Here is a 17,905-nt window from a genome sequence, read left to right on the forward strand (position 1 = left end):
TCTTAAGACTCAAGCGGCATATATTGTAGGGTGCGTTCTTTTCGGTTGCCGATGATCCAGCCGCCTTGATTTTTCTTGATTTGACGGAATACGGAATATCCGTCCATGATGGCTTTTTCCCAAAGCTTTAGCGGGCACTTCTCAACCTCATAGCCACTCACAAACTCTTCAATGGTTTTGAGAATCCCAAGGGAAACCTTTTCTTGATTCTCAAAATAGTTTAATTCCTTGGCTCTAGAGAAAATCCATGCCGTAAGCCCTTCCTCAACGACGATTGCCCGGCCGCTGTCTTGCTCTTCATCATATTTGGACTGGCTCTTTCGCTTGTGCTTGATCAATGCCCGTATTACAGGTGACCAATGCAAGATGGCTGCATATGCAAAATGGAAAACATCATGAAATCGGTAGCCATCTCGGTCAGCGATGTTGTCGGTCAGGGGATCACCTATGAATACGCCATTCCATTGGAGATAGCTTTTGCCGCTACCGCGTTGATTGACTCGGATCTTGAACTCTCTAGGGAGCTGCTCTTCTATTCCAAACTCGCTATCGAAATCAAGGCCAATCAGGTCAACCGCCTGTGGCTCCAAGAATGCACCCCTAGCTTTCCGGAGGTTCCCCCGCGCTACGTCCGAGAACGCCAACTCTGCGGCATGGATTGCATCGAGATAGGCTCGCGCGAAGGTGACCACGTCATTGCGCGCAGGCCCACTTCCCAGCAGAGCTGCGGCCGCCTGCCCCAAGCGTACCAAGGTAATGTCCAACGACGCAGGGGCCGCCACAGGCATGGCGATGTAAGCGAATGCACCTTCGGCTATGTCGCTTGCTGCCCCTATGTTCTTGAAGTTCCCGTGATTCGCCGCCTCGGCAAAGATATCTTCAAGTGGAGCTTGCATGCGCCGGCAGATCGCAGCCAAATACCAAAGCGTATCACCGAATTCTTCTTCCGCCGCCCTTCTGAAACCAGGGTACGCAGATTTTTCCCGGACATGTTTTTTGACAGTAGACATTATTCCACCGACTTCCCCATAAAGCCCTTGAAGGACAGGATTGAAATCGGTTGGACTGAGTACATCCGTAGCTGCAATTTCCGAAGCGTAGTCCGAAAGCAGCAGAGAACCTTCCTTGTGCATCGGTTACCTCCGAAGCGTCAGCCATTCGAATGGAGCGCCCTGATATCCATTCAGCCCAAAGCTACGAACCCATTGCTCTAGGTTCGCAATCAGTTTTGGATCGTCAAAAGTAGTTAGACCTATTCCTGTTTTGCATAGAGACCGGCCTTGCTGGTCTTTTAGCTCTTCCGGGAACTCCGGCCCCTCTCCTCCGAAGTACACGAAGTCATTGCTGATGAGAACCCTGTTTACACCCGTGTCGCGAGTGACGTGATCAGGATTAAGTGAACCATCGGGGCGAGAGTGAAAGGAATCTCGTTGCTGCCAGACGGCCGCTGGTGCGGCTCTGAAGTAGATATTGTCCCCGCAACTTTGCTTCCGACTACCGTTGCGATAGGGCTTTTTAGATTCAAACCGTGGATCTGCCCCATATTCATCAAATGTCATCGTTTCGGTGACTTGCATCGCATAAACCAGATACCCGCCTCGCCGAACACTTCGATCATTGCTGCCACTGCCTACCACCCAATCACCGATGTCAGCGCCCTTGCGGATATTTGGCTTGCAGGTTGCAAGCGTGCAGTATTCGTAAAAGGGATTGGGTGCGAAACCACTGTCGTACCGCACCACGTAGGAGTGGACACGTGCCATCAGCAGGGATGCCTTTTCAGAGGAACCGGATCACAGGCGCCACCGTCGGGTTTTTCCCATGTATCTTTTCCGTTGATCGCATCAATGATTGAGTCACCATTCCAGCCGACCAAGGCATCGGCGTATTCTTTCAGTGCCTCAGGAATGTCGCATTCCTTCTCACCATGCTCCCAGATGCCAACAATACGTTTGCCTTGCTTGGCTGCATATTCGATTTCCCAGGTCACCCAGTCGCTATCTTTCGTCTGGGGTGAGACGTAGCAAATAAATACGCCCGCCCAGTTTATCGCTGGGGCCAGAATCTGCGTCTTGATGTAATGCTCATCCGTGGCGTTGTTGAACTTTCCTGTATGGATGGAGGAGTCCCTTACATCCATCCCTTTCGGAGCCAGCAGATCTTTGAGCTTTTGGAGCCCATGATCGTCCTTATGGACATGGCTGATAAACACGTTCCTTTTCTCTGCCATCTGTCACCTCCATCGACGTTTTGATAGCGTAAAAGATCGTAACTGAAATTAGGTGGTTATGGCAGAAAACGCAGATCAATCAAAGGATCGCCCGGAGCCCCTTGTCGGCGATGATGTTGAGCAGCTTCAGCGCCGGGCCAGCGGGTCGGGTTTCACCTTGCTCCCACTTGCGCACGGTCGAGGCCGAGGTGTGCAGGTGATGCGCGAACACCGGCTGGCTGAATTTCAGCGTCTCCCGTAGGCGCCTAATGTCCTCGGCGCCAAACTCCCGCACTGGCGGCGGGCAGATCGCGTCGAACTCGCGCATCGTCACCTTGCTGATCGCACCCACTTCATGAAGCGTGGCCAGGTCGTCACGCAGGGATTCAATGATCTTGCTCACAATGCACCTCCAATAACACGCCCGACTGCAACGCCTTCGATAACGTTTCCCCGGACAGTTGCAAGAACGCTTTGCCGGCGAATTGCAGCGCCTTCTTCTCGTCCTGCGTGATGTTCGCCTTGTCGTTCTTCGGGAACCCATGCAGGAACACGTAGCGGCTGCCGATCCTGGCCGATACCAGTGTGCGGTAGCCGCCGCTTTTACCACCACCGGGGCGGGCCACCCGCTTCTTGTAGAGGGAGCCGCCCAAGTCCGCGTCGATCAGACCGCTTTCCATCTCCTGAACCGCCTTGCACAACGCGGCATCGGACAGCTTCTCGCCCGACTGCCAGCGTGCAAAGTCCTTGCGCTTGAGGATGACCGTCATTTCGACCTCCAAACTATACCCGAAACGGGCATACTTTTCCAGTCTCCGGTGTAGCACCTAGATAGAAGGGATGGCCCGCCCGATTGTCGTGACGCCGGCACGACAATCGGAGCCGACTGGACGGGATGCCGGCCACCGATCCGCGGGCATCCTTGACCGAAATCAGCAGCGCATAGGCCGACCACGGCAGCGTGAAGACCTTGGCCAGCTCGGCGAGGCCGAATTTCCCAGACACTGTCTCGGAAATTGCGGAACGGGGATAGTCGGCCGCCAAGGCAGCGGGGGGCGCCACCGAAAGCGTCCTCTTGCTCATGCCGTGGCCTCCGCAGGGCGCCGCGCGCCCGTGATGGCCTGCCGCCGACTCGCCACCAGTTCGGCAGCATCCCGCACCGGCTTGTCCTCGGTGTGGACGTAGTGCATGAACATCGCCACGGTCTTGTGGCCCGTCAGCTTCATGCCTACCTTGGTCGGCACTCCCGAATTGGCAATGTCGGTCGTGGAGCGGTGGCGGATGCCGTGCGTGCCGACGTGTGGGACGCCGGCTGCCTTGAGCACCCGGCACCATCCGCCATAGTGCTCGCCAAAGGTCAGGTGCTTGGTCGGGTCGTTGGGCGAAGGCAGGACGTAGGGGCAACCTTCTCGGCGCGGTGCCGTCGAGAACAGTCGATAGGCTTCCGCGCTCATGGGCTTGGAGAGGCCGCCGGTCTTGCTGTCGGGCCAGACCACGCGCCGGTTCTCCAGATCGACCCAATCCCATTCAAGCATGCAGATTTCGGAGCGGCGGCCGGCGAACTCGAATTGCAGGCGAATCGCCAGCGGGATGACGTAGTTCTCCAGTCCTTCCGCCTCCAGCTTCTCCAACTGGCGGAAGATCAGCGCCAGTTCGTCGTCCACGATGAGCCGGGTTTCCTCGCCGGGCGGGTACATCGGGACGTGGCGGCACGGGTTCGTGCCGTCCGGGCGGTAGCCCCACACTTCGGCCAGGTTGAACATCTTGCGCAGCACGCCGAAGGCGTTGTTCGCCTCGGCGGGCTTGTAGGCCAGTTTCTCCATCAGCCCGGCAATGTCGGGCCGCTTCACGTCCTGCACCTTCTTGCGGCCGATCAGCGGGACGATGCAGCGGTCGATGACGGCCTGATAGCCGCGCTGCGTGCTCGGCTTGTTGCGCTTCTTGGAGTAGTCCTCCATGAACTTCTTGCACAGCGCTTCGACCGTGGGCGCCTTGCGCGCCTCGGCCTTGGCGCCGCCGGGGTCGCCGCCTCGGCGAACCTCGGCCAGCCAGTCCTGCGCCATGACGCGGGCCTGCTCCACGGTCAGTTCCCCGAACAGGCCCAGCGAGGGCTTGCGGGGCTGCCCGGAGTTCGTGCGGTACTGGAGCATGAACACCCGACGGCCCTTCGGGGTAATCTTGCAGAGGAAACCCGGCACCACGGTATCCCGTAGTTCGATGTCCTTGGCCTGGGGTTGCGCCGACTCTACGGCGGTCTTGGTGAGCTTGATCTTCGCCATGATGACTCCTTGGAACGACCCGAATTCCAAGAGCCAGATAGGAGCGGCGCGAGGGAAAACCGGGTCAAGTTTCAGAAAGCACCGGCATATGATGGACGCGCGTAAGTCCTTGATAAACCTGCTTCATCGAGCTACGGCGCAGTCCAGCGAAGTACCGGGCTGGAGTCATCGTCAAACAAAAAAACACCCCCGTGGCACGTACCGCGGGGGTGTCGGGCTCCGGGTGGCGGGCGGCGGGTCGCCGGCCGGTCAGGCGAGGGCGTCCATGCCGTCGAGCACCGCGGCCACCGCATGGATCACCGAGGCAATGCGGATCGCATCCTGCACGCCTTCGCGGCTGATGCCCTTGTCGCGCACCACCTTTTCGTGGCTGTCCATGCACATGCCGCACCCATTGATCGCCGAAACCGCCAGCGACCACAGCTCGAAATCGGCATGATCGACACCGGGCCTGCCGATCACCGTCATGCGCAGCTTCGCGGGCATCCCGGCATACTCCTTGTCGGACACCAGATGCGAGAAGCGGTAATAGATGTTGTTCATGCCCATGATCGCGGCGGCGGCGCGGGCGGCCTTCTGCGCCTCGGGGCTGAGCTGGGCGTCGGCATCGGCGGCGACCGCTTTGGTCAGCGCCGCATTGCGCGAGGCCAGCGCCGAGGCAAGGGCCGTGCCCCAGATCTGCTGCGCGGTCAGATTGTCGGACTGAAGCACGTTGCTGATGTTGAGCTTCAGATCCTTGGCATAGTCCGGCAGGGTGCCGCGCAGGGCTTCGATCGACATCTGGATACTCTCTTCCTGGTGCGGGCTGCGGAGCCGCCTGCGCCATGGCCCTGCGGCACGCTGGTGATCAGCGCGGCGGACACACGGCCGGGGCGTCGACGCGGCGGGGTGATGGAGACGACGGTGAATGTGCCGTGTCCGGCGGCAAAAAAAGACCGGCCCTGCGGCGCTTGGCCGGGCCGGTCTCTGGTCGCGCCGCCGGGCGCCCCCCGGCCGCACCGGTCAGTGGTGCGGGCAGGGGCCGCCCGGCAGTGAGAGCCGGATCAGGCCACCTTCAGGGTGTCCTCGCCCTTCTGCCAGTTGCAGGGGCAGAGTTCGTCGGTCTGGAGCGCGTCGAGGATGCGGATGACTTCCTGCGGGTTGCGGCCCACATCGAGGTCATTCACCGACACATGGCGGATGATGTTGTCCGGATCGACGATGAAGGTCGCGCGGAGTGCCACGCCTTCCTGCTTGTGCAGGATGCCGAGGGCGTTGCACAGCGCATGGCTGACATCGGCGAGCATCGGGAAGGGCAGGTCGTTCAGCTCTTCCTTGTGGACGCGCCAGGCGTGATGCACGAACTCGCTGTCGGTGCTGCCGCCGAGGACGACCGCGTCACGATCGGCGAATTCGCCGTTCAGCTTGCCGAAGGCGGCAATCTCGGTCGGGCAGATGAAGGTGAAATCCTTCGGCCAGAAGAAATAGACCTTCCACTTGTCCGAATAGGTGTTCTCGTCGATCTCGGTAAACGCGTCCTTCAGGTCGGTCGAAACGGTCGCCTTGACCTTGAACGAGGGGAACTTATCACCAATCGTCAGCATGGATCCTGCCTCTTGTCTCTTGGAGTGAAGCCCCCGTCGGCCGGGGGCGGCAACCTTGGTTCCCTGATCGTGGCCGGGCGCCGGCCGCGATCGAAATCTGCATCGGTGGCCCGGTTCCTTGTGGTGCCGGTTCCTTGTGGCGCCGGTTCCTTGCGGCACCGTGCCCGGCGCTACACCTTAGAACCATTCCAATCCGTGTCGAACCGGATATACCAGCCGGGGCAGGTGAGCGCAAGGCTCTTTTTAGAAGAATTCTAAAAACTGTCATGCCGGCTGTTCCAGGCACCCGTCGTTCCGCGGCCTGCCCTCCCTCGTCGCCATGAAAACGCAGCCGACACGGCAGATTCTTAAGTCGCGGTTAAGTTGGGCACCGTATGCTGTGCCTGCAAGGGGTCCGGGGCACGGAAACGTGAGGTGGATGCAGATGCGGATTGCAGTGGAAAGCAGCCACGACGTGGCCGGATGGCTGGCGCGGCGCGCGCGGGCCGATGGCCGGGTGCTGTCGCCCGCCAAGCTGCATGCGCTGCTGTTCCTGGCCCTGGGCCAGTTCGCCGCCGCCGGTCGCGGCCGGCTGATGCCGGCGATGTTCGTGGTGACCGATATGGGCCCGCGCGCGCCCGATCTGTTGCGCATCGATGCGGCGACGCTGGCGATCCAGCCCCTGCCGCCGTTGGTGGAACGGTTCATGGACACGGTCTGGGCCGGCCTTGGCGCGCTGGAACTCGATCGGCTGAACGCATTGATCGGCGGGCTGGAGACCTGGCGGCTGGCCCGCGATGGCGGGCTTGGCGCCGAGGTGCCGCTGGATGTGCTGGCGCGCGAGCTGCGCGGCCTGTCGGAACGAACCCGCCGGGGCATGACCGCCGCCGCCGCGACCGAGATTGAGCGCCGCGCCGCCCGCGGCAATCCACCGCCATCGATACCGTCGCCGACCACGCCCCAAGAGGCGGGCAAGAGCGCGGGATCCACACCCCCAATGGACGCCGGCACGTCGGCGCCGGCCATCCCCACCAGCGGCACACCAGGCCGCCCGGCGCGCTGGGCGCCCGCGCGGCGGGTCAGCCGCGCCGAGGTCGCGGACCGGCTGGTGGGCCGGCCCGGCGGGCTGCCGGCCGACGAGCCGCCGACCAGCCGCCCCGAAACCATCGCCGCGGAATTGCTGGCAGGTGCGGGGCGCCGGGCGCCCCCGCCCGCGGCGGGGCGGATCAGGTCGTCGGGATCCGCCCGGGCCGATCGCCGTCGGAGTGCTGCGGCAGACGGCGACGCGATCGCGGACGCGGGCGGGCGCGATGACAAGGCCGCGCTCGACGACCGGGCGGCCCGGGCATTGGTGCGTGCCCTGCTGCGCGATCGCCGCCGCCAGACCGGCCGCATCCGTGGCGCCGGCGCCGGCAAGGCGGTGGCCGCCGATCCGTGGCGGCCCGAGCGGTTGCGCCATATCGGTCGCGCCGAGGCCGAGGCCAGCCGCCAGCGCAAGGCCGAGGGTCCGACCATCGGCGACGCGCTCGCCGATACCATGGGCGATCTGGCGGATCTGACCCGGCCGCGCCGCACCACCCGGGTGTTCGCGCCCCGGCGGTGAGCAGAGCGCGCGGTGATGATCGGTCGGTCATTCAGCAAGATGACATCAATTCATGCCAAGATCGCGGTGGCTGTCTTGGTGGCACAGTTGCGGCCCGGCGATCCGGCCTCTCGACCAAAGTCGCCGATGATGGTCGTCGATCCGGCTTGCATCGGCGGCGCCGGCTGACCATCCTGACGGCCATGAGCCTGAAGGATGACGATATCGATCGTGTCGCCCGTGGTGTCCGTCTCGACGAGCGGGCGATCGAGGAAACATATCTGCTGGCATCGGGCCCCGGCGGCCAGAATGTCAACAAGGTGTCGACCGCCGTGCGGCTGCGCTTCCGGGTGGCGGATGCCGAGGGGGTGGGCGACGACGAGACCCGCCGCCGGCTGCTGGAACTGGCCGGCAGCCGCGCCACCGATGACGGCTGCATCCTGATCCTGGCCGATCGCTTCCGCAGCCGCGAGCGCAACCGCGAGGACGCTCGCGATCGTCTGCGTCGGATGATCGCCCAGGCCCGCCACCGCGATCCGAAACGGCGGCCGACCCGGCCCAGCCTTGGCGCCAAGCGCCGACGCCTGGACGAGAAGACCCGACGTGCATCGGTGAAGCGTGCCCGGGGCCGGCCGGGTGCGATGGATTGACCGATGCCTGCGGTCACCACTATGCGACACTGTCTCGGCGGGGATACCGATGTCCGCCATGTCTTGCGACAATGCCGTACCAGATGCCTTAACGAGCAGGGCCGATGACTGAGTTGACCATCTCTGAACAGCAGGACGACCGCCCCCGCCGCGCAGGGGAAGCCGAGGTTGTGCGCGCCGGTGTGCGCCGCTATCTGCGCGGCGAGGCGATCGACATGTCGGAGCTGGCGGCGGAACTTGGCGTCGGCCGTGCCACCCTGTACCGGCGGATCGGCAATCGCGACCGTTTGCTTGGCATGGTGCTGGCCGACCGCACCGAACACAGCTTCCGCACCGCCGAACGTCGGGTCCGCGGCCTGACCGGTACCCGTCGGATTCTGGTGCTGATGCATGAATTCATGGCCGAGGTGCTTCAGGCCGAGCCGCTGAAGGCTTTCGTCCAGCGCGAACCGTTGCTGTTCATCCGGCTGGCGACATCGATGGGACCGATCGAGACCCGTGCGGCCGCATTGATGGGCGAGGTGATGGCCGAAGAGGCGGCAGCCGGCCATTTCGTGCCGGGTCTGCCGATCCCGATGCTGGCCGAGGCGACCGTGCGGCTGTGCGATGCCTATATGTATGCCGATCTGCTGGGCGGGCCGCCGCGCGATATCCGCACCGCCGTCGACGTGGCCGCCCTGCTGCTGGAACAGAACGGGCAGCGGACTTCCCAACTCGACGGGGCCCCGAAGCGCTCCGTCGTCTGAGGTCGGCCACGATCGGCGCGGTCACTTCTGGGCGGTGTTCATCGCCTCAAGCGCCGCCTTGAAGGCGATGCACGGATCTTCGCGCGGTTGCGCCGCTGCCACCCAGACCAGATCGAAGGGCTCGCCCGGCCGGGGATCACGCAGGCCGGGCTCGGGGTCGTCCGCGCCGGTTTCGGCCAGCCCCACCGCCAGGACCGCGGCATCGCCCAGATAGAGCGGCGCGCCCAGATCGCGGCGGACATGGCCGCTGCCGGCGATGATCAGCGCCTGATCGATATCGGGCCGCGCCAGGGCGTCCAGCGCCGCGCCGGCGATGCCGGCATCCCGTGCACGCTGCACCCGGATCATGGCCGGTAGCGCCGCTTCCGGCGCATGGCCGCAATGGCCGGCGGTGATCGCCGCGGTCAGGCCGTCGACCACGGCGGACGCCGCCGGCTGGTCCAGCCCGAAACGGGCGACGAATTCGGCCGGCAGTGCCTGCCAGCCATCCTGGCTCAGCGCCCGGCGATCGGCCATCGGCCAATCGGCGGCCAGAACCGGCAGGCCATGGTCCAGCGCCACCGCCACCACCGGCCGATAGGCGGACCAGTCGCGCCAGCCGCCGGCGGTGAAGCCCGAAACGTCCGGCATCCGGTCCAGCGCCTCGTCGACCGCAGCCGGTGTCGGCGACGGTCCGAGGCCTGCGGTCAGCGCATCGATCGCGGCCTGGCTGTCGCGGCTGAACATCTCCATCACCAGTGCGGGCCTGCGACCGGCGGCGATCAGGGCGCGATAGGCCGCCGCCTGGATGCGGTGATGGCCGGCATGATCGTGGCGTTCGCCCAGCGCCACCACATCGGCGCGGGCCGCGGCATCGGTGAACGCCGTGGGCACGGCCGTGTCTGCGGCCAGGGCCGGGGTCGCGATCAGGACCGGGGTCGCGATCAGGACGGCGCACAGGATCGGCCGGATCCGTCGGCTATGGTGGGGCGGTATGGTTGCGGCGTGGGGGGCTGGCATGGTCTCGGATGGTCTCCGGGAAGCGCGCGGCATGGGGCGTATGCGGCATGGGATGCAACGGGACGCTGGCGGCGGCTTGCGACCATCCCTACATTTCGCCTGAACCGGCGACATTGCCAAGCACCGAACCGCACCAGACGGAGCCCGAAGCAGGATATGGCCCAGAGCGAGCCCAAATTCGAACTGCGTCCCGGTGTGCCGGGTGCCCCTGACCGCAGCGCCCATCAGGCCGAGGTGATGCTGACGGTCACTTATGGCCTGCATCTGCTGGGGCTGCTGACGGCGCTGCCGCTGGTGGTGGCCAGCATCATCGCCCATGTCCGGTTCTTCATGCTCGACACCGAAACCAATGAGCGGGCGCATTACCGCTATATGGTGGAGACCTTCTGGTTCGGCGTGATCGCCAATGTCATCGGCTATGTGCTGACCATCGTGGTGATCGGCTTCCTGATCATCGCCGTGGCATGGCTGTGGATGGCCTATCGCTTCATCCGCGGCTGGCTGCGGATGCGCAAGGGCCAGGGTCCACGTTGAGCGTCATGGGAAAGGTGGCGGATCAGTCCAGCGCCGCCAGCAGCGGCAGCGCGCCCAGATCCAGCCAGAAGGCCGCGGCCAGCCCCATGATCAGGGCATAGCCGATATTGCGGGTGACGGTCTGGTTCCACGACGTGGCGCCGGTGAGGCTGGCGAAGACCTGGCCGGTCACGCTGAACGGCGAGGCGAGCAAAGTGAGGGTATAGCCGGCCAGGCTGGCCCCGGCGAACAGGGCGTCCCGCCCCGCCACCACCTGATCGGGCAGGGCGCCCGCCACCAGCAGGATCGAGGCGACCGGATGCACCCCCAGATGTGACAGGCCGAAGATCGCCATCTGCACCGCCAGGATCGCCAGCCACAGCGGCACCGCGTTCGCGGCGGCGGCGATATCGGGTGCCGCCGGCGCCAGAATTGCGGCCAGCCCCGCCGCCAGCGGCCCGGCGGCGGCAAACACGGCGATCTCGTTGGCCTGCAGCGTCATGCCCGGCGGGCCGATCAGCCGGGGGCGCACCAGACGGGTCCAGGTGGCGCGCGGCCCTTGCGACCACAGCATCCAGACATGGGCCACGATCAGCGCCGCCACGATCACCCAGACCAGCGTGGGCCCCGGCATCACCAGATCAAGCCCGATCCCCAGCCCGGCCAGTCCGCCCGCGGCCAGCCACAGCGACGGCCCCTGCCTGCCGGCGGTGGCGGCATCGAGAGCTTCCGCCTCGGCGGCGTCGGCCGCACGGGCTTCATCGCTGGGCGGCACCACCGCGCGGGCAAGCGCCGTGCGGCCGTGGCGCAGCGCCGCCGCCATGTCGAGCAGGAAGGCGATCGGCAGGATCGGCAGGGTGGCGGTCAGCAGACCGCGCCAGCCGGCGCCGGGATACGCGATCAGCACGATGGCGACGGTGGCATAGAACGGGCTCCAGAACCCGGCGAGGGCAAAGCCGCGATGCAGGCTGCGCATCAGCCGGCTGTCACGCGCCCGCGCGCCGCCCAGCGCCGGCAGCAGCACCGACAGGGCCGAGATGTTCAGCAGCGCGCCCAGCACATGGCCGGTCCAGAACACCAGCGCCAGCCGGCTGAGTGGTGGCCGGCGACCGCTGGCGCCCGAGACCAGCCGGGTGAGTTCGGCCACATAGCGCGGCGAGGCCGCCGGCACCGCCAGCAGCCCGCAGGCGACGATCAGCACGCCGACGATCGCATTGTCCGACAGGCGTGCCGCCAGCGACAGCGGATCGGCGCCGGTGATCAGCAGCGCCGACCAGCCGATGATCAGCATGGCGCCCACCGCCCGCCGGGTGGAGCGGCGCAGATCGGTCCAGGTGAGAGCCAGATAGGCCAGCAAGGCGATGCCGGCGGCCAGGCTCCAGCCCGGTGTCTTGAACAGCCAGGCGAGCAGAACCAGCGGCACGGTCGCGATCATCACCAGTGCCGCGGCACGGGTGTGCGGCGGACAGGTCCGGCCAGAAAAGGGCGTGTTCGGGGCGGAAGGGCGCATCACCGGGCGCCGTCAGCGGCCGGCGCCGGCGGGCAGCGGCTTGCGCATCCGGTGGAACACCTCGCCGCGCACCACCGCCCGGCCCGACACCGCATAGCCCAGCCGGTCATAAACCGTGAAGGCGCCCCGATTGCGCTCATCGACGATCAGCGACACCGCCGGAAAATCGTCGATGGTCGCGGCGGCCTCAGTTGCCAGGATGAGCTGTCGGGCGATGCCGCGGCCCTGATGTTCAGGGAACACTGCGACATTGTCGATGTAGAAATCCGCGGCATCGGTCACCCGCGCCTCGGCGGGGATGTCGTCGGCGGTGACCAGCCGGCCGGGATAGGCAACCGCGACCCCGATCACCCGCCCGTCCTGTTCGAACACCCGGGCATGGAGATGGGAGGCGATGCCCGCGGCGCCCTGAACCAGTGCCCGATAGGCGGCCATCGCCGCGGCCGGATCGTCCAGCCCGGTCAGGCCACCGATGCTGAGCGGGTCGGCCATGGCCACCAGATCGGCAATGGCGGCGGCATCGGTCGGGCAGGCTGGACGCAGCATGGCAGGCGCTCTGTCGGTTCATGTGACGCTGTGGCAGCGGAAGCTCAAACCTTAGCCCCGCCGGCGGGCATGCACCAGCGCGCCGGCCGCATGGCGGCATTGCGGCGGGGCCGGCGTCAGGGGCCAATGTCAGATCGTCGCGACCCGGATCAGATTGGTGGTGCCCGGCGTGCGGAGGGGGATGCCGGCGGTGATCACCACCACATCGCCGGCCCGGGCGATGCCGCTTCGGGCAACGCAGTCGCGCACGATCTCCATCATGTCCGGCATCGTGTCGACCTCGGCCGATCGCAGGCTGTGCACGCCCCAGACCAGCGCCAGGAACCGGGCGGTGCCGGTGTCGGGTGTCAGGCCCAGAATGGGAGAGGCCGGTCGCTCCCGCGCGATCGCAAGTGCTGTATGGCCCGATGAGGTGAAGGTCACCACCGCCGCGCAATCCAGGCTGGCCGCGATCTCGCGCACCGCCCGGCTGACCGCCTTCGGCACCGGCACGCCCTTCTCCACCGGGGTCGAGAAGGCCTGGGGTTCGATATCCGCGGCCATGTCGGCCTCGACCTTGCGGATGATGCTGTCCATCACCGTCACCGCCGCCACGCCGTGGCGGCCGATCGCGGTTTCGGCGCTCAACATCACCGCATCGGCCTCGCCATAGATCGCGGTCGCGACATCCGATGCCTCGGCGCGGGTCGGCACCGGCGCCTCGATCATGCTTTCAAGCATCTGGGTGGCGACGATCACCGGCCGGCCGGCGGCGCGCGCGGCCTTGATCACCCGGCGCTGGGCGATCGGCACGGCGGCGGCACCCAACTCCACGCCCAGATCGCCGCGCGCCACCATGATCGCGTCGGCCGCATCCACAATGGCCGCCAGATCGTCCAGCGCCTGGGGCTTTTCCAGCTTGGCCACGATCCGCGCGGCGCCGCCGACCAGCCGGCGCAGGGCCTGAACGTCGCGGGCCGATTGCAGAAAGCTCAACGCCACCAGATCGACCCCCTGGTTCAGGGCGAAATCCAGATCCACCCGATCCTTGGACGTGATGGCGGCCAGATCCAGCGCGGCATCGGGAACATTCACGCCCTTGTGGCTGCTCAGCCGGCCGCCGGTCTCGACGCGGGTGATGATCAAGCCATCATCGACGGCGGTGATCCGCAGCACCATCCGGCCGTCATCCAGCAGCAGCCGGTCATCGGCGCGGGCGGCGGCGAAGATTTCCGGATGCGGCAGGGTCACGCGGTTGGCGGTGCCCTCGGTTTCGTTCAGGCACAGGGTGAAGCTGCAGCCGACGGCAAGGCCGATGCCATCATCCGGCAGGGTGCCGATGCGCAGTTTGGGGCCTTGCAGATCGGCCATGATCGCGATCGGCCGGCCCATATCCGCCTCGACCCGGCGGATCGCCGCGATCACGCCGGCATGGGTCGGATGATCGCCATGGCTCATATTCACCCGGAACACATCGGCGCCGGCCAGGAACAGGCGACGGATGGCGGCGTCATCGGCGCTGGCGGGGCCAAGCGTGGCGATGATCTTCGCGGCCCGGTCGCGGCGTGGCGGTATCGACATCGGTGTCAGGCCTTTCGAACCAGGATCGATGGCCGGCCAGCATAGCCTGATGGCCAATGCCCGCCAGCCTTGGGCGATGACAAACCAGTCTGGGGCGATGACAAAACAGAACGCCCCGCAACGCGCAAGCGCGTGCGGGGCGTCTGACAGACAGGGGAGCGGCAACCGGTCAGGCGGCGTAATAGACCACCAGACACAGACCCAGCATCACGGTGATGCCAAGCACGGTGCCGCCGGTCGGCCAGTCGCGGGCCAGCGGCGCCTCTGGCCCGTGAATGCGGAACACGCTGGCCATCACGAAGTCGATGCGATGGCGGATGCGACGGACGATGCCGCTGCGCAACGGATCGCCATGGATGGCGAATTCCGAGGCAAGGCGCGGGATCAGGCTGCGATAGATCCAGTCCAGATCGCGCAGGCGGCCATGCCCCGGTGCCAGACGAGGTGCCGCCAGGAACCAGATCACCGCCGCCGCCGCCAGAAGCTGCACCTGGGTGATCAGATGGTCGGCCGTGAACACCGCATAATCCGCTGATGCCGGAAACAGGCCCAGCAGCGTGCCGGGAACGATGCCGATGCCGATGATCAGGGCGGCCAGGAAGGCCATCGCCACCATCTGCATCACACCGGGTTCGGCCAGCGTGCCGCCATCCAGGCCCCGGCTGGTGGTGGTGATCCGCCGCGCGCCGGTGGTGCCCCACAGCACGATCGGCAGCTTCAGCGCCGCATAGACGCTGGAGACCACAGCCAGCCCGACCAGACAGGCCCAGGCGACGCCGAAGCCATCCTTGCCGGCGGCCGACAGGATAACGCCCTTCGACACGAAACCCGCCGTCAGCGGCACGGCCGCCAGCCCCAGCCCGCCGATCAGCAATGCCGCCCAGGTCAGCGGCATCCGCCGGCCGATGCCGGCCAGATCGGCCAGATCCCGCCGGCCGGTGGCGGCGACCATATGGCCGGCGGCCATGGTCATCAGCGATTTGTACAGGATGTGGGCGAAGGCCTGCGCCGAGGCGCCGGCCAGCGCCAGCGGCGTGCCGATGCCGACGGCGGTGACCATGAAGCCCACCTGACTGACGATCGAGAAGGCGAGCACCCGGCGCAGGTCGTTTTCCACCAGGGCAAAGATCGCGCCATAGGCCGCCATGACGATGCCGGTCCAGATCAGGATCTCGGCACCGGGAAACAGCCGGATCAGCACCAGGACCGCCGCTTTGGTGGTGAAGGCCGACAGAAACACCATGCCGGTGGACGACGCCGTCGGATAGGCGTCCGACACCCATGACCACAGCGGCGGCGCGCCGGCATTGATCACCACGCCGGCCAGGATCATCCACGCGGTCCAGTCGCCGGCATCCAGCCCGCCGGTCAGGGCGGCGACGGTGTTGTCGCCGCCGCCGGCCAGATGGCCGGCGATGCCGATCATCAGCACCATGCCGCCGAACAGATGCACCTGCAGATAGCGCATGGCGGCGCGCCGGGCACGATCGGTGCCGGCAGCCCAGATCACCACGGTGGAGCCGACCGCCAGGATTTCCCAGAACACCAGCACGGTCAGCAGATCGCCGGCGAAGGCAAGGCCGATGGCGCCGGCGCCATAGCCCTGCGCCGCCACCAGTTCGGTCGTGCCGGCGCGGGGCAGGGCATAAACGCCGCCGGCCAGCGCCGCCAGCGCGAAGATGGTGGCGAAGGCGCGGCCCGTGGCGTCGACCGACACCGGCACCAGAATCTGATCCAGCCACGCATGGGCCGGGCCTGCGCCACCGGGCAGCAGCCACACCACGGCCAGGGTGGCAAGCGGCGCCAGGATCACCGGCACCGCGCGCAGCGCGCGTGGCAGCAGCGCCGTCAGCAGCGCGCCCAGAAGCAGCAGCACCGCCGGCGGCAGGGTGGCGAACAGGCCGGCATCCGTCATCCCGGCGTCAGTCATCATCGTCGGTCTCCGCGGCCGGGGTGTTGGCGGGGCGGCCCAGCGTCAGCACCAGCCCGCGCGCGACGACCACGGCGGCAAGCCCGGCGAGCAGGCCGAACCAGCCATGGAAGGCGAAGATCTCGTCGAAACCCAGATAGCCGTGGCGATGGATGCCAAGCTCGGCCAGGGCCGACAGCACCAGAACCGCCACGGCGATGCCGAGCCCGATCCGCGATACGGACAGCGTCAGCGGCATCGAGACCGCGGCCTTGGCCGGGGCCAGCTTGGTCAGAGCCGGCTTGGAACGCGCGGAACCGGTCAACGCACACCTCCCTGAGTGACCGCGTTGGCCAGGGCCTCGGCCAGCGCCAGCACGGGATCGGGATAGAGGAACAGCAGCAGGGTCAGGCCGGCGGTGGTCATGATCGCCAGCACCATCGGCAGGGGCGCCTCGCCATGAGGGCCGTGATGATCGTCGCCATGGGCGCCGGCCGCCCCCACGGATTTCGCCGCCACCGGTGCCCGGAAGAAGGCCCGCCACACGATTGGCAGGAAATAGGCCGCGTTCAGCAGGGTCGACGCGGCCAAAGCCGCCACCGCCACCCAGTACTGCGACGACAGCGCGCCTTCCAGGATGAACCATTTGCTGGTGAAGCCCACCGCCGGCGGCAGGCCGATCATCGACAGGGAGGCCAGGGTGAAGGCGCCCATGGTCCAGGGCATCCGCCGGCCGATGCCGTCCAACTGGCTGACATAATCCTTGTGGGCGGCGGTGTGGATGGCGCCGGCCGCGAAGAACAGGGTGATCTTGCCGACGGCGTGGGCCGCGATATGCATGGCCGCCCCCACGATCGACAGGGGCGCCATGATCGCCGCCGCCAGCGTCACATAGGCGAGCTGGCTGATGGTGGAATAGGCCAGCCGACGCTTCAGATGATCCTGGGTCAGCGCGATCGACGAGGCGATGACGATCGAGGCCGCCGCCACCCAGACCAGCCAGTCATTGGCCCCGGCCGCCGCCAGACGGTCGGTGCCGAGGGTGTAGGTGATGACCTTGACCACGGCGAAGGCGCCGCCCTTGACCACCGCCACCGCATGCAGCAGCGCCGAGACCGGGGTCGGCGCCACCATCGCCGCCGGCAGCCAGGCATGCAGCGGCATCAGCGCGACCTTGCCGATGCCATAGACGAACAGGCCCAGCAGCAGCGCCAGCAGGCCCGGCGACAGCCCGTCGGGCAGCACGCCGCCGGGGGTGAAGGCCACCGTGCCCGAGAGCACGAAGACCGCGATGATCGCGGTTAGCTGGAAGCCGATCGAGGTGGCGAGCAGGATGCCCAGATAGGTGCGCCCGGCCTTGACCGCCGCCTTGGTGCCGGCATGGGTGACCAGCGGATAGGTGGAGAGGGTCAGCACCTCATAGGCCAGGAACATCGACAGCAGCCCGTCGGCATAGGCGAGGGCAAGCGCGCTGGCGATGGCGATGGCGAAGCACAGATGGAAGCGGGTCTGATGCGCCTCGTGATTGCCGCGCATATAGCCGATGGAATAAACCGCGGTGATCGGCCATAGCGTGCCGGCGACAGCCGCGAAGATCATGCCCAGCGGCTCGACCGCGAAGCCGATGGTCAGGCCGGGCATCAGTTCGTGCAGCGCCAGCGCCGGGCGGGCGCCGTCGATCACCTGGGCGGTCAGCATCAGCGTGAACACTGCGGTGGCAACGCCCGACAGCACCATCAGGGCGTCGCGCAATCCGGGGCTGCGGCCTGCCGCCACGATCAGCAGGCCGCCTGCGAGGGGTGAGAGCAGAGAGGCGATCAGCAGGGTTTCTGGCGTCATC

General features: G+C 66.4%; 21 protein-coding genes. 5 read left to right on the forward strand and 16 right to left on the reverse strand.

The genetic code is table 11. The annotated features are described in order from the left end of the window. Positions 1-2: 2 nt before the first annotated feature. The 9 genes from WG924_RS20750 to WG924_RS20790 all read right to left on the reverse strand — a co-directional run bounded on the left by WG924_RS20750 (position 3) and on the right by WG924_RS20790 (position 6,071). Positions 3-1,133 (reverse strand): nucleoside triphosphate pyrophosphohydrolase family protein, encoded by a 1,131-nt coding sequence (locus WG924_RS20750; RefSeq protein WP_028240166.1) that lies wholly within the window; start codon positions 1,131-1,133, stop codon positions 3-5. Between the two features lie 3 nt (positions 1,134-1,136). After that, entirely contained in the window at positions 1,137-1,763 is a 627-nt protein-coding gene (locus WG924_RS20755) for an Nmad2 family putative nucleotide modification protein (RefSeq protein WP_033045760.1), read from the reverse strand. Then, the gene (locus WG924_RS20760; RefSeq protein WP_028240167.1) at positions 1,763-2,230 is read right to left on the reverse strand and encodes a TIR domain-containing protein; all 468 of its coding nucleotides are present in this window, start codon (positions 2,228-2,230) and stop codon (positions 1,763-1,765) included. Before WG924_RS20760 ends, WG924_RS20755 begins: the two co-directional genes overlap by 1 nt. Before the next feature lie 79 nt (positions 2,231-2,309). Then, the gene (locus WG924_RS20765; RefSeq protein ID WP_028240168.1) at positions 2,310-2,612 is read right to left on the reverse strand and encodes a helix-turn-helix domain-containing protein; all 303 of its coding nucleotides are present in this window, start codon (positions 2,610-2,612) and stop codon (positions 2,310-2,312) included. Then, entirely contained in the window at positions 2,596-2,979 is a 384-nt protein-coding gene (locus WG924_RS20770) for a type II toxin-antitoxin system RelE/ParE family toxin (RefSeq protein ID WP_028240169.1), read from the reverse strand. Before WG924_RS20770 ends, WG924_RS20765 begins: the two co-directional genes overlap by 17 nt. Before the next feature lie 13 nt (positions 2,980-2,992). Beyond that, positions 2,993-3,292: a hypothetical protein gene (locus tag WG924_RS20775; protein WP_033045758.1), complete on the reverse strand. Its 300-nt coding sequence runs from the start codon at positions 3,290-3,292 to the stop codon at positions 2,993-2,995. Then, a complete protein-coding gene (locus WG924_RS20780; RefSeq protein WP_028240170.1) occupies positions 3,289-4,488 on the reverse strand; it encodes a tyrosine-type recombinase/integrase in 1,200 nt (399 codons plus the stop codon). The genes WG924_RS20775 and WG924_RS20780 overlap by 4 nt, the downstream gene beginning before the upstream one ends. 249 nt (positions 4,489-4,737) lie before the next feature. Further along, a complete protein-coding gene (gene ahpD, locus WG924_RS20785) occupies positions 4,738-5,268 on the reverse strand; it encodes an alkylhydroperoxidase, AhpD family (protein WP_345934968.1) in 531 nt (176 codons plus the stop codon). Positions 5,269-5,531: 263 nt separating this feature from the next. Further along, positions 5,532-6,071, reverse strand: a complete 540-nt coding sequence (locus tag WG924_RS20790; RefSeq protein WP_345934969.1) for a peroxiredoxin — start codon at positions 6,069-6,071, stop codon at positions 5,532-5,534. 418 nt (positions 6,072-6,489) lie between these two features. Between WG924_RS20790 and WG924_RS20795 the strand changes: the two genes are divergently transcribed. The 4 genes from WG924_RS20795 (at position 6,490) to WG924_RS20810 (ending at position 9,028) form a co-directional block, all read left to right on the forward strand. Further along, positions 6,490-7,653, forward strand: coding sequence for a Panacea domain-containing protein (locus WG924_RS20795; protein ID WP_345934970.1), 1,164 nt, complete (start codon positions 6,490-6,492; stop codon positions 7,651-7,653). A 15-nt stretch (positions 7,654-7,668) separates the two neighbouring features. Further along, positions 7,669-7,821 carry a hypothetical protein gene (locus WG924_RS20800; RefSeq protein ID WP_345934971.1) on the forward strand — a complete coding sequence of 51 codons (153 nt, stop codon included), beginning with the start codon at positions 7,669-7,671 and terminating at the stop codon, positions 7,819-7,821. 14 nt (positions 7,822-7,835) lie between these two features. Beyond that, on the forward strand, positions 7,836-8,282 hold the full coding sequence (arfB, locus tag WG924_RS20805; RefSeq protein ID WP_345934972.1) for an alternative ribosome rescue aminoacyl-tRNA hydrolase ArfB: 447 nt from the start codon (positions 7,836-7,838) through the stop codon (positions 8,280-8,282). A gap of 104 nt (positions 8,283-8,386) precedes the next feature. Further along, complete coding sequence (locus WG924_RS20810) at positions 8,387-9,028, forward strand: QsdR family transcriptional regulator (RefSeq protein ID WP_345934973.1); 642 nt, start codon at positions 8,387-8,389, stop codon at positions 9,026-9,028. A 21-nt stretch (positions 9,029-9,049) separates the two neighbouring features. Here WG924_RS20810 and WG924_RS20815 read toward each other — a convergent pair whose 3' ends face one another. Beyond that, positions 9,050-10,027 carry a ChaN family lipoprotein gene (locus WG924_RS20815; protein WP_345934974.1) on the reverse strand — a complete coding sequence of 326 codons (978 nt, stop codon included), beginning with the start codon at positions 10,025-10,027 and terminating at the stop codon, positions 9,050-9,052. A 156-nt stretch (positions 10,028-10,183) separates the two neighbouring features. Here WG924_RS20815 and WG924_RS20820 point away from each other — a divergent pair, with 156 nt between their 5' ends. Further along, positions 10,184-10,561, forward strand: coding sequence for a DUF4870 family protein (locus tag WG924_RS20820; RefSeq protein ID WP_345934975.1), 378 nt, complete (start codon positions 10,184-10,186; stop codon positions 10,559-10,561). 22 nt (positions 10,562-10,583) lie between these two features. Here WG924_RS20820 and WG924_RS20825 read toward each other — a convergent pair whose 3' ends face one another. The 6 genes from WG924_RS20825 to WG924_RS20850 all read right to left on the reverse strand — a co-directional run bounded on the left by WG924_RS20825 (position 10,584) and on the right by WG924_RS20850 (position 17,904). Continuing rightward, positions 10,584-12,050, reverse strand: a complete 1,467-nt coding sequence (locus tag WG924_RS20825; RefSeq protein WP_345934976.1) for a hypothetical protein — start codon at positions 12,048-12,050, stop codon at positions 10,584-10,586. A gap of 12 nt (positions 12,051-12,062) precedes the next feature. Continuing rightward, positions 12,063-12,596 carry a GNAT family N-acetyltransferase gene (locus WG924_RS20830; RefSeq protein ID WP_345934977.1) on the reverse strand — a complete coding sequence of 178 codons (534 nt, stop codon included), beginning with the start codon at positions 12,594-12,596 and terminating at the stop codon, positions 12,063-12,065. A gap of 129 nt (positions 12,597-12,725) precedes the next feature. Continuing rightward, positions 12,726-14,156: a pyruvate kinase gene (gene pyk / locus WG924_RS20835; RefSeq protein ID WP_345934978.1), complete on the reverse strand. Its 1,431-nt coding sequence runs from the start codon at positions 14,154-14,156 to the stop codon at positions 12,726-12,728. 169 nt (positions 14,157-14,325) lie between these two features. After that, positions 14,326-16,089, reverse strand: coding sequence for a proton-conducting transporter transmembrane domain-containing protein (locus WG924_RS20840; protein ID WP_345934979.1), 1,764 nt, complete (start codon positions 16,087-16,089; stop codon positions 14,326-14,328). After that, positions 16,079-16,390, reverse strand: coding sequence for a hypothetical protein (locus tag WG924_RS20845; RefSeq protein ID WP_345934980.1), 312 nt, complete (start codon positions 16,388-16,390; stop codon positions 16,079-16,081). The genes WG924_RS20840 and WG924_RS20845 overlap by 11 nt, the downstream gene beginning before the upstream one ends. Next, positions 16,387-17,904: a proton-conducting transporter transmembrane domain-containing protein gene (locus WG924_RS20850; RefSeq protein WP_345934981.1), complete on the reverse strand. Its 1,518-nt coding sequence runs from the start codon at positions 17,902-17,904 to the stop codon at positions 16,387-16,389. The genes WG924_RS20845 and WG924_RS20850 overlap by 4 nt, the downstream gene beginning before the upstream one ends. Between the last annotated feature and the right edge of the window lies 1 nt (position 17,905).

Source organism: Tistrella arctica (assembly GCF_039630945.1).
Classification (GTDB): Bacteria; Pseudomonadota; Alphaproteobacteria; order Tistrellales; family Tistrellaceae; genus Tistrella; species Tistrella bauzanensis.